Genomic DNA, 12,041 nt, shown 5'->3' with positions numbered 1-12,041 from the left:
ATTTCCTCTGTTTAATTTTCAAAGACCAAGTTATTTTTGCGTGTCATCAACTGACCGCTTGATTATCTTATCAGCTTTTCGCTTCTCTGTCAACAACTTTTTTTATAATTTTTTAAGTTGAATTCACATCTAAAAGAAATGCTGTTTAGTTTGTCACATTCAAGCGACAAGTGATATAATATCATCTATAGCTAACATACTAAGTTCACTTAAAACAGAATTTTAAAGCTTATTCTTCCTATTCTTCGTTTTGCTAATTAATCCTTAAAGTATTACATACTGATACACTAGGTTAAGTTTATCATTTAATTCTTGTTTGATATATTTTAAAAATTAATTTAATTAAACAGTACACTTATTATGTGTAATAAAAACGTCTAAAGTAACATATTTGTATATAAAAGGAATACTATTACTAAGGTAAATTATTACCACATAAACAAATCATAAATGATAATAGTTACCTAACATCGAAGCCTATCCATCTCCCTCCTAGGTCATGGGACAATTCCCCATAGCTTAGTTAAAAGGAAGTGAATACTATTGAGAAATAAAATTAAAGTTTTAATATCAGAACTTATAGGAATAATATTTATTATGTTTGTTGGCTTAGCTCTTCATTTTATTTACGAACTTTCAAACAAAAACTTTGTCGTAGGTTTATTTAGTTCAGTAAATCGAAGTATATGGGAGAGCTTAAAGTTAGGCTTTTTTCCAATCGTATTCTACTCAGTAATAGAAAATCTCACTATAAAAAACTATGTGAAAAATTTCTTTACCGCTAAGGCTATATCCTCAATATTTTTAAACTTATTTATTATAATAATGATGTTAGTATTTAAAACTAATTTAGATAAAGACATATTAGTTGTTGATATAGGTATATTTATTATTGGTTGTATCTTAGCTCAACTAATATCCATTAAAATATTAACCTTACGTAATCATTATCCAGTTATAAATCTTTTGAGTTTATTATTCTTATTTATACTTACACTAATATTCTTCGTTTATACAATAAACCCTCCTAACTACTGGTTATTTCAAAAACTCTAGATAATTATAATCCTTTAATTTTCTTCTAAGATATTAAAAAGCAATTTCCTAATTTAAAAAGAAAGAATAAGACATATAGCTATAAATCACATCGTCCTCCTAAGTGCGTAAGCACCAAATAATATATAGTTGTATGCCTTATTCGTATTTCTTATTGCTATAATTATATCTCTATATTAAATTGTCCTAAAAGTAAACTTAACACAAATTAATTAATAAAATCGATTAGACATTGAATCTATCACCTTTATTCACATTTCACCTAATGAAATTACAACAAATAAAAAGAGCCCATCTTAAAAATAGGTTTCTTCTTTATATTTAAGTATAATAGCTTCATTTGAATTGTTAAATTGTATTAGCCTACCACCTTAGACGATTAGAAAGCTTCACCCAAATTAGTTTGAATATTACTCCATTTTTTGAACATTAATAGCTTGAGGACCTCTTTCCTTTTCTACTGTATCAAAATATACTTGCTCACCTTCATGTAAATCCTTATCATTACCTTTCTCTTTAACTTGTGAATGATGAACAAATACATCATTTCCTTCATTCCCTGATATGAAACCATACCCCTTCTTGTTGTCATACCACTTTACAACGCCTGTTTGCATACAGAAAAACCTCCAAATAATAAAATTTCAATATTACTATCCCCATTTTTATTTTTTTAATACATACTACATATACATATAATATTTATCAACTTATACTCTCTTCATCTTCCTTTTTAGTTTTTTTCTATATGCATTTACAATTATATTTTTAATCTTACTTGAGGCCTTAACCATATTCTTTCCTGTACTAATCACTAGCTCCTGAGGTGTTTTCACTACTTGATATCTTGCAAGTTCTATTATTGGTTCAAAAAGATTTTTAGCATCATCATATCCCTGCTTTATTCTTCGTTTAGCTCCTTCAGGAGAAAAATCAAGGACTGCACTTAAACCCCCTTGATCCATTTCACTAGGAATTAGCTCAATTAATTTAGCATTAGGAAAGCTACTTCTATCTATAGCACTGTCCTTAGAGAGATGAACCACAATAATTATATCGCATCCTTCCCCATAAAGAGGTTGAATCGGCACATTATCTGCCATTGCTCCATCTAAATACTTTCTTGTTTCTATTTCTTCACTCTCATAAATCATAGGAATAGCAGAAGTAGCAAGAAGTATATCTCTTATTTCTTGCTGATTATAATTGTTAAGCTTAAAATACTTAGGCTTTAAACTTGGAATTTCACTGCAGGTTGCATAACATGATTTTAGTGACTTTGTAATAATTGAAAAATCTATAAAGTTGTCCATTATTTCAATTAATCCTAATCTTGATATATTTCCCTGTTCCAATGTCTTTGGAATGTACTTTCTTACAAAATCTATGTTTTTAGATCCCAGTGTTAGAAATATCCCTCTCTTAACTAAATCGAAATTACCTGTAGGAAGTATCTTTTCTTTTGATATAGCAAGCCATAATCTTTCTGCCGCTTTTATATCTTGTTGAAGAAAAAGTATAGCATTCAAGGCCCCTACTGACGTACCTGATACTGCTTGAATATATTTATCTATACCAAATTCTCTAAGAGCCTTCCAAACACCTATTTGATATGCTCCCTTTCCTCCTCCCCCAGCCAGTACTAAGCCTAACTTCAATATTTTTCACCTCCAAATAATACAACTGCACAAGTTCATTAAAAATTGACCTTATGTATTTCTGACTTTTATAAACAGATCTGCAATAAAGCATTCTTATTATGTAAAAATAAACTTATAAATAAATCTTAAATACCTCTATTGGAATCTTGCTTATTTTTTTATTATAGACTTTGGTATATTTTCTTAATCATCTCATTAGTCACAATATGTTAAAGCAACCTTTAAATATATCTATCAGTATGCACTGACTAAAGCTATTTGACTTCACCACTTAATAAAACTGAGCAGGCTCGATGTCTGCTCAGCTTTATTTTTCTTTACTTTCATTCTTATATTACACTTTTTATTTGTCATTACGTCTAATAACCACTATAGCCCAAGCTATCCATAATTATAAGGGCTGTATCCTCAATAGCTCTTTGAGTTACATCTATAGTTCTACATCCTAGCCTTTTTATAATTTTATCTGCAAATTCAAGTTCTTCTAAAATTCTCTCATCACTAGCATACTGTATCTGTGAAGATATCCTACGGTATACATCTAACCTTCTTTTTCGTATCTCTATCAATTGAAGAGGATCAATCATTAATGCAAATATTTTTCTTTTATTTATTTCAAACAACTCATCTGGAACTCCAACCTCTGGAACTAAAGGAATATTTATAGCCTTTATTCCCTTGTTAGCTAAGTACATACAAAGAGGTGTTTTTGAAGTTCTTGATAGTCCAAGAAGCACCACATCTGCGTTTTTGAGACCTCTATAATCCTTAGAATCATCATACTGAATAGCAAATTCTATAGCTTCAATTCTCTTAAAGTACATCTCATCAGTTTTCCATACAGCTCCTGGATTATAATCTGGATAAGCATTTAACATAGTAGAGGCAACATTTATTATCGGTCCAAGAACGTTTATTATGTTAATGTTTTTCTCTACACACTTTTGAGTCAAAAATTCTCTAACATTTACAGTGATTATAGTTGAGACTACCATTACCTTTTCACTTTCCTCTATAGTCTTCATAAAATCAGTTACATCTTCAAGGCTTTTTACGTAAGGGATCCTCCTTACTTCTATCTTTTCCTTAAACTGACTTGCTGCAGCTATAGCTACCTGTCCAGCAGTTTCACCTATTGAATCTGACACTGCAAAAATTGTTAACATTCTTCAAACCCTTCTTTCCTTATTAAGTTTTTATTAATTTATATAAACCTCTACTTATTTCCATAAAAACATATTATACATACTATGCTCAACCTTGAATGGCAAAAATTTAGGAATTTTGCTATTATTCTATGTTATAAACTTATAATTTACACTATAAATTTATTTATTTTTTCACTTTTCTCTTTTATCGAATTATCAAACATTAATTTTACTTTCTGGCTATCACTAGAAGATGCTCTGCGGCATCTCTATACTGTGGTTCCTCACACTTTTCAGCTGCTACTTTTAAAAGGTTTAAATATACCTTTTTGTTTTCTAAGTAGTGTCCAGTCATTGCAATACTTAATCCACTTATAAAACTTTCTGCTCCAGCATAACTTTCTATACTAAATCCACTTTCCTCTACCTCTCTCAACGCTGATGGAGGTGTTGTAAAATAAGACTCTGTAAACCCTTCTTCTACACTTACTTTTCTCTCTGAAAAATAGTTGTAAATATTATTTAAGTCCTCAAATTCTTCTGGAAAATCACTTACACCAGCCTTAATAACTCCCCATGAATTCAAATAAGAAATTACTATTACACCATTATTTTTAAGCATCTTCCTACATTTTTTTAGAATTTCAATTCTCTCCTGTTGACACTGAATATGATACATAGGGCCTAGAAGTAAAATACCATCATACATATTTTCTCTTTTATCATCTAACGTTCTAATATCCGCACATATATACTCGTCAGCTTCTAATCCAAGAACATTAATATTTTGCTTCCCTAGCATTAGTGATTTATCGGAAAGCTCTAAAAGACTTACTTTATATCCTTTTTTTAGAAGTTCTATAGAATATCTTCCTGGACCTGATCCAATATCAAATATGTGCCCTACCTGGGGAAAGTACTTTTTTATCAAATATAAAGTACTTAAAAATTCTATTCTAGCATATGGATCATCTAATCTTTTCCACTCTCTCTCAAAGTTTTCATTATAATAATCCTTAACTGCTTCACTCATTGTTTTCCTCCTAAAAAACTTATATGTAATATTAATTCTTCTTTAAATTAATAAATCCTCTTAAAAAATTATTTTATTTAATGTGTATTAATGATAGAATCTATTTATCAAATTAACAATTGTTTACAAAGTTATTATTAATCAAATTTCTATCTATCATAAATTTATTTAGGAGGACTACTAAACATGAGAAAAGATAGGTTTATTACAATTGGAATTTTGCCACTGATGTGGCTTATATATTTTGCCTTTGAATTTATAACAGGAAGAATTCACTCTGACTATGATATTATAATGAATTTGCTTCCCACAATCCTTTTTGCCTTTGTGGGCTGGATAATATATTTATTTGGAGAAAGAAATTCTCAAGGCATATCAAAAAAGGCTATGTGGATTATATTTTTGATTATTTTCCTTCTAGATCAAGGAATAAAACTTATAATTAAGTTATGGTTCTTTGATAAAACGTTCTTTCTAATAGGAGAATTCTTATCTTTTAATCCTATAATAAACACAGAAGGTTCTTGGTTAAATGCCAGATTTGGTGTAGGAGTAAGTTTTACTGCTCTTATAGCAGCTAATGTGCTAGCATTATTGATATTTATTGAAGCATATAGATATTATATTCATAAAGGTAATAAGGATTTTTGGGCTGACATGTGCTTTATTTTTATCACTGCTGGATGTCTTTGTTCATTAATAGATAAGATATTTTACGGGGGAAGTTTAGATTTTATAGGTATCAGTTCATTATTTATAGCTGACTTCAAGGATATTTATATAAACCTTGCTATATTATTCTTTGCTCTTTGCATATATTTTAATGATTACTGGAAAACTGAAGAGGAATCTACCTTAAAAGAAGACATGGAAAGCATAAGAAGATTTTTTATTTTTATTAAAAATGACATAAGTAGTATATTAAAAAAATAAAATTTATGGTGGACTACTATTTAATAAGTAGTTCCACCATTTTTTATATGATATAACTCTGCAGGTATCGATCCTACTAAAGATAAACATGTTCACTCCTTAGTAAGATGTATTAATTTAATATATAAGGTGTCTAGTAATTAATTTAAAGGATTTTTATAGGATTTTAGGTAATAATATCTATTAATAAAACTTGATAATAATTAATACTTGGATTAAAATTTACTTAGATATAGTTTATTTTAAACAAGTAATTCTGCTTTATTTATATAAAAGTTTCATAAATCCTGATTGGAAGAACGTTTCTTCTAGTCGGAATTTATGAAGTATAAAACTAAATATATTCTAAATTCTAATTGCAAGGACTTTCTCTGAGCAAAAGGAAGAAGGAAAAATTTTATACTTAGAGTGATGTAGTTAATAAAACTAACCTAACATCAGTCCTGCTGAAGTTTTAGTCAGATTTCACTTCGTGAAATGAGAGCAGATAACTTCACTTTAAGCTAATAGGATATTATTTTTAAGAAAAATAAACCTTCTGCTTTTGCAGAAGGTTTATTTATTATCTTTTACACTGGAAAACCAGGCTAAAACTTAATAAGTTCGACTTCTATTAAGATTTATTATCTATTAATACATTAACAGTACTTTCATTAAGTACTTAAAACTATCTTTGAAAGGAGGAAATCATGGAATATAGGGTTGGCGTAGTTGCTATTGTGGTAGAAAATTTAAAAAGTGCACCAAAAGTAAATGAGATACTTCATGAGTATGCTTCTCTTATTGTTGGTAGAATGGGAATTCCTTATAAACAAAAAGGAATTTCCGTCATATCCATCATAGTTGATGGTACTACTGACCAAATAAGTGCTTTAACGGGTAAGCTTGGTAGAGTAGAAGATGTTCATGTTAAATCTGCAATAACTAAAAAGTAAATATATTATTATGCTCAGTAAAAAGGGAGTAAAATAAGTTACTTCTAGTAGTAATTTACTTTAACTTTCTTAAAAATATTAAGAAGGAGTTTTAAATATGATAAGAGAGTATAAAGCTGATGAATTTATAATTGATAGTGAAATACGAAAATCTATTGCTGAGGGCGAAAACTTAGCAAAGGATAAAGAATATGTTAGAAGACTTTTGGAGAGAGCAAGAGATTACAAGGGGCTTACACATAAAGAAGCTGCAGTACTTTTAAGCATTGATGACGAGGAACTTCTTCAAGAAATGTATAAGCTTGCGAGAGAAATAAAAGAGAAAATCTACGGAAAAAGAATAGTACTTTTTGCACCTCTATATGTATCAAATTATTGTGTTAACAACTGCGCTTACTGTGGATATAAACACTGTAATGAAAAGCTAACCAGAAAAAAACTTACTATGAAAGAACTTGCTGAGGAAGTAAAGGTACTCGAGGGAATGGGGCATAAAAGACTTACTCTTGAACTTGGAGAAGATCCAATAAATGCTCCTATAGACTATGTTTTAGACTGTATAAAAACTATATACTCATTAAAATTTGAAAATGGAAGCATAAGAAGAATAAATGTAAATATAGCTGCTACCACAGTAGAAGAATATAAAAAACTAAAGGACGCAAATATAGGTACCTATATCTTATTCCAAGAAACATATCATAAAGAAACTTATGAAGAATTACATCCACAAGGTCCAAAGCATGACTATAACTGGCATACAACTGCAATGCACAGAGCAAGAGCTGCTGGTATAGATGATGTTGGCATGGGTGTACTATATGGACTTTATGATTACAAATATGAAACTATAGCAATGCTTATGAATGCTGAACATTTAGATAAGGAGACAGGCGTTGGTCCTCATACACTTTCAGTGCCAAGACTTAGACCTGCTGAAAATGTTAAAACAGCAGACTATCCTTACCTTGTTTCAGATAAAGACTTTAAAAAAATTGTAGCCATCTTAAGAATAGCTGTACCTTATACTGGAATAATACTTTCCACAAGAGAGGAAACAAATTTTAGAGAAGAAGTATTGGCTGTTGGAGTTTCTCAAATTAGTGCCGGTTCATGTACAGGTGTGGGAGGATATTCTCAAAGTGAAAAAGATCCAGACGAAAAACCACAATTTGAAGTTGGAGATCACAGAAGCCCAATGGAAGTAATGAGAAGCTTATGCAATCAAGGTTATGTTCCAAGTTACTGTACTGCATGTTATCGTGAAGGACGAACTGGTGAAAGATTTATGGCTCTTGCTAAGAACGGACAGATTCACAATGTATGTCTTCCAAATGCTCTATTAACATTCAAAGAGTATTTAATAGATTATGCTGATGAAGAAACACGAAAAGTAGGTGAAGAAGCAATAAAGAGAAGTCTTGAAGAAATACCAAATAAGGCAGCAAAAAAAGCTTGTGAGGAAAGACTTGAAAGAATAACAAATGGAGAAAGGGATTTACACTTCTAAAATTAAATTATAAGAGCAGCTTAAATGAACTTAAATAAAGATTTATTAACAAGCTGTTTTTAAGTAAAAAAACTAGTTAATTATTTTATAGTTACTACTTTTATAACATACACTCCCTTATAATAAAGTTAGAAACTAATTTTATTATAAGGGAGTGTATGTATTTGACCAAGCAAGAACGAAGCTGGATTTTACAAGACTTTGCCAATTCTGCCTATTCCATAATAATTACCACTGCAATCTTACCTGTGTTCTTTAAAACAGTTGCAGGAAAAGGGCTAGACCCTCATATCTCTACTGCTTACTGGGGATATGCAAATTCCTTTTCTACACTACTAGTAGCAATCCTAGCACCGCTTCTAGGAACAATTGCTGATTATAAGAGTCATAAGAAACGATTTTTTATTTTTTTTACCATGCTAGGAATACTGTCAACCAGTTCTTTATTTTTTATAACAGAGGAAAGTTGGTTGCCCTGCCTCATAACTTACACTTTAACAGTCATAGGTTTCAGTGGTAGTAGCGTCTTTTATGATGCCTTTCTAATTGATGTTACTACTGATGAAAATATGGACTATGTATCTTCTTTAGGTTTTGCGTGGGGATATATAGGAGGCACAATTCCTTTCCTAATGAGCATAGCATTAATTATTTTCTCAGCCAAAATAGGTATTTCCACAGTGCTTGCAACTCGAATCTCCTTTTTAATTACGGCAATATGGTGGTTTCTATTTTCCATGCCAATACTAAGAAATGTCCATCAAGTATACTTTATAGAACCTGAACCTCATTATATAAAAAATAGCCTAGTGAGGCTTTGGAATACATTTAAGAAAGTAAAACAAAATAAGATCATTTTTCTATTTCTTTTATCCTTTTTCTTCTACATTGATGGGGTAAACACTATAATTTCTATGGCAACAGCCTTTGGTATGGATATAGGTATGTCTGTTAACATGATGATGATTGTGCTGGTAGTACTACAGATTGTAGCATTCCCTTGTTCTCTTATCTACGGTAAACTAGCAAGAAGATTCTCTACAAGAACTATGATTTTAATAGGAATATTAACTTATAGCTTTGTATCCATTTATGCAGTATTTATAAGATCTCCATTAGACTTCTGGATTCTTGCTATACTTGTAGGAAGTGCTCAGGGAGGAATTCAAGCTCTCAGTCGTTCTTACTATGGAAAGCTCATACCAAAAGCAAATTCAGCTGAATACTATGGAATATATAATATCTTCGGAAGAATATCTTCTATATTTGGCCCTCTACTTATAGCGATAATAGGCACCTTAACAAAAAATACCCGCTACGGTGTTTTAAGTCTTATTATATTATTTATTGTAGGTGCAATATTATTTGTAAAAGTAGATAATAGAAAGCTAAGTTCATGTATAGATACACAACTTCATAAGTGAAAAAAGAGGTGACAATATTGTCACCTCTTTTTAAGGGATTTTTATTATGAATTTTGGTTTGTTGACTTTTTAATAATTAATAGTACTAATTCAGAAACCACTATACCACCTACTATTTCAACAGCATTTGGTATTGGTAGAACGCAAACTCCACCATATGGTACTGCCACTAGGATTACGCCCTATATTATAAATAGAAACTACAATTAATGTTGATAATATTATTAAAGTTTTTCTACTCAAAAACCTTAATAAAGTCCTCAAAATTACTGCAATTCTTAAGAATTCCCCTTGTTCTCGAATGCATAAGTTTTATAGAAATCTCACTTAAAGCTGTTAAATGAACATCATTTGATTCTTCTGGTACAGCAATAAGGAAAAATAAGTGAGCAGGTTTTCCATCCATAGAATCATACTCTATTCCCATATCACTTCTTCCAAATACTATAGATGCCTCTTTTACAGCATTACTTTTTCCATGAGGTATCGCAATACCCATCCCAATCCCGGTTGTGTACTCCTCTTCCCTCTTTAAAACAGCCATTTTAAACTGTTCCTTATCTTTTACCTTTCCATCCTTTACAAGTACGTTAATCAATTCATCTAAAGCATCCACTTTACTTTTAGCTTTCATATTAAAGGAAACCCTTTCCCTTGAAAACATCTTTTTAATTGACATAAATTAGGCCCCCTTAATGCTATTATTTATTTAGGTAGTAATTATTCGTATTCCTAAATTACTATATTTATTTATTGATTCTTCTGGTAAGTCCTTACTAGTTACAATTGTGTTTACATCCTTTAAAGAACATATGATTGAAAAACATACATTTTCAAACTTACTACTATCTGCTACTACTATCACCTTATTAGCATATTTAACCATAGTTCTTTTTGTTTGAGCTTCCACATCATTTGGAGTTGTTATCCCATCTTGAATTGATATACCATTGGCTCCCAGAAAAACTTTATCTACCCTAAAATCTCTAAATACACTTTCGGCTATATGGCCAACCATTGCCCTTGTATTAGATCTTAGTTTTCCGCCTGTAACGATGGTTTCTATATTATCCTTCTGAAAAAGTTCAGCAGCAATATCTATTGAGTTTGTAAGCACTGTAATATTTTTTCCTTTTATTCTTTTAGCAATCTCCAAAGTAGTTGTCCCTGAATCCAGTATTATTGTATCCCCATCTTCAATCATGTTACTAGCTACTTCAGCAATACTAACTTTTTGCTCCATCATCTCATCTTTCTTATCTAAGAAGGATGGTTCAAAGTTAGTTCTACTTTTTACAGTTACAGCACCACCATGAGTTCTCATAAGTAGATTCATATCTTCCATTTCCTGAAGATCCCTTCTAACTGTAGATTCAGAAACATTAAGTATAGCTGAAATTTCACTTACTTTTATACTACTTCTTTCATTTAACATTTGTATTATAATGCTATATCTTTCTTCAGCGAACACGACAAAAACCACACTTTCTATATTAACTTATTAATCTGTTTTGATTACTTATAATCGTTCTTGCACCTTTGACTATATTTTACTATGGTAACATTTACACTGTCAATAAAATAATCAAATTGTTTCAAATTTGATTAAATATATGAATCTTCTAAATAACTTTTTATTTGTAGTATAATTAAAATAAAACTCCCTATCTCAAATTTAGATAAGGAGTTATATATAATTGCTAAGCAAGTTTAAAGCCTATAAAAAATAATTTTTAATGATCTTAAGAGTTAATATGTTCTTCTATATTCTTAGTAAAATAATTAACCTGTATAATAGATTAATACGAAAATTATGCTTGAGAATTAAACCCTTAACAAATTCATATCATAACCACATTAATTATTTATGTCAAGTTATCACCAAAGACTGGAGTTAGGGTCATATGTCTCCTATGATTATGTGAATATTTTAATGATATTATCTTATTCACTTATTAGAATATCACTTAAATTAACTACTAGAACTTGTATCATTGTTCTTTAATGTATTAACTAACTAATAAAATTTATATAAAAAACCTCACAGCATAGCTGTGAGGTTTCTACCTGGCAACCTCCTACTCTCCCACACAGTCGCCCGTGCAGTACCATCGGCCTCTTAGAGCTTAACCATCGTGTTCGGTATGGGAACGGGTGTATCCTCTAAAAGCATCATCACCAGATTTATTGATGAAATTTTTGTTCCATCAAAATTGCACATAAGTTTCAGCCTTTTTATTGGTCAAGCCCTCGACCTATTAGTATCAGTCAGCTCAACATGTTACCATGCTTACACCTCTGACCTATCAACCTTGTGTTCTTCAAGGGGTCTTACTAGCTT

General features: G+C 30.4%; 12 protein-coding genes and 2 rRNA genes. 5 read left to right on the top strand and 9 right to left on the bottom strand.

The window, feature by feature from the left end:
* The first annotated feature begins 543 nt into the window (after positions 1–543).
* Positions 544–1,056 (top strand): DUF6512 family protein, encoded by a 513-nt coding sequence (locus CPJCM30710_RS16910; RefSeq protein WP_212905334.1) that lies wholly within the window; start codon positions 544–546, stop codon positions 1,054–1,056.
* 410 nt (positions 1,057–1,466) lie between these two features.
* Here CPJCM30710_RS16910 and CPJCM30710_RS16905 read toward each other — a convergent pair whose 3' ends face one another.
* The 4 genes from CPJCM30710_RS16905 to CPJCM30710_RS16890 form a co-directional block, all read right to left on the bottom strand.
* A complete protein-coding gene (locus tag CPJCM30710_RS16905) occupies positions 1,467–1,673 on the bottom strand; it encodes a cold-shock protein (RefSeq protein ID WP_212905333.1) in 207 nt (68 codons plus the stop codon).
* A gap of 93 nt (positions 1,674–1,766) precedes the next feature.
* On the bottom strand, positions 1,767–2,714 hold the full coding sequence (locus CPJCM30710_RS16900) for a patatin-like phospholipase family protein (RefSeq protein WP_212905332.1): 948 nt from the start codon (positions 2,712–2,714) through the stop codon (positions 1,767–1,769).
* A gap of 362 nt (positions 2,715–3,076) precedes the next feature.
* Positions 3,077–3,883: a pyruvate, water dikinase regulatory protein gene (locus CPJCM30710_RS16895; protein WP_212905331.1), complete on the bottom strand. Its 807-nt coding sequence runs from the start codon at positions 3,881–3,883 to the stop codon at positions 3,077–3,079.
* A 211-nt stretch (positions 3,884–4,094) separates the two neighbouring features.
* Positions 4,095–4,898, bottom strand: a complete 804-nt coding sequence (locus CPJCM30710_RS16890; RefSeq protein ID WP_212905330.1) for a methyltransferase domain-containing protein — start codon at positions 4,896–4,898, stop codon at positions 4,095–4,097.
* A 186-nt stretch (positions 4,899–5,084) separates the two neighbouring features.
* Here CPJCM30710_RS16890 and CPJCM30710_RS16885 point away from each other — a divergent pair, with 186 nt between their 5' ends.
* The 4 genes from CPJCM30710_RS16885 to CPJCM30710_RS16870 all read left to right on the top strand — a co-directional run bounded on the left by CPJCM30710_RS16885 (position 5,085) and on the right by CPJCM30710_RS16870 (position 9,700).
* Positions 5,085–5,831: a signal peptidase II gene (locus CPJCM30710_RS16885; protein ID WP_212905329.1), complete on the top strand. Its 747-nt coding sequence runs from the start codon at positions 5,085–5,087 to the stop codon at positions 5,829–5,831.
* A gap of 689 nt (positions 5,832–6,520) precedes the next feature.
* Positions 6,521–6,766 (top strand): TM1266 family iron-only hydrogenase system putative regulator, encoded by a 246-nt coding sequence (locus CPJCM30710_RS16880; protein ID WP_212905328.1) that lies wholly within the window; start codon positions 6,521–6,523, stop codon positions 6,764–6,766.
* Between the two features lie 97 nt (positions 6,767–6,863).
* Positions 6,864–8,276 (top strand): [FeFe] hydrogenase H-cluster radical SAM maturase HydG, encoded by a 1,413-nt coding sequence (gene hydG / locus CPJCM30710_RS16875; RefSeq protein ID WP_212905327.1) that lies wholly within the window; start codon positions 6,864–6,866, stop codon positions 8,274–8,276.
* 158 nt (positions 8,277–8,434) lie between these two features.
* Positions 8,435–9,700, top strand: a complete 1,266-nt coding sequence (locus CPJCM30710_RS16870; protein WP_212905326.1) for an MFS transporter — start codon at positions 8,435–8,437, stop codon at positions 9,698–9,700.
* Between the two features lie 44 nt (positions 9,701–9,744).
* On the opposite strand, the gene CPJCM30710_RS18140 is transcribed toward CPJCM30710_RS16870, so the two are convergent.
* The 5 genes from CPJCM30710_RS18140 to CPJCM30710_RS16850 form a co-directional block, all read right to left on the bottom strand.
* A complete protein-coding gene (locus CPJCM30710_RS18140) occupies positions 9,745–9,870 on the bottom strand; it encodes a hypothetical protein (RefSeq protein WP_281414004.1) in 126 nt (41 codons plus the stop codon).
* Positions 9,871–9,935: 65 nt separating this feature from the next.
* The gene (locus tag CPJCM30710_RS16865) at positions 9,936–10,379 is read right to left on the bottom strand and encodes a PTS sugar transporter subunit IIA (RefSeq protein WP_212905325.1); all 444 of its coding nucleotides are present in this window, start codon (positions 10,377–10,379) and stop codon (positions 9,936–9,938) included.
* A gap of 30 nt (positions 10,380–10,409) precedes the next feature.
* Positions 10,410–11,171 carry a DeoR/GlpR family DNA-binding transcription regulator gene (locus CPJCM30710_RS16860; RefSeq protein WP_212905324.1) on the bottom strand — a complete coding sequence of 254 codons (762 nt, stop codon included), beginning with the start codon at positions 11,169–11,171 and terminating at the stop codon, positions 10,410–10,412.
* A gap of 594 nt (positions 11,172–11,765) precedes the next feature.
* Positions 11,766–11,883, bottom strand: a 5S ribosomal RNA gene (gene rrf, locus CPJCM30710_RS16855).
* 55 nt (positions 11,884–11,938) lie between these two features.
* Positions 11,939–12,041: ribosomal RNA gene (locus CPJCM30710_RS16850) — 23S ribosomal RNA — on the bottom strand; the annotation flags it as partial.

The organism is Clostridium polyendosporum (assembly GCF_018332455.1).
In the GTDB taxonomy this organism is placed as follows: Bacteria; Bacillota; Clostridia; order Clostridiales; family Clostridiaceae; genus Clostridium_AY; species Clostridium_AY polyendosporum.
This window is presented reverse-complemented; position numbering and strand designations above follow the sequence as displayed.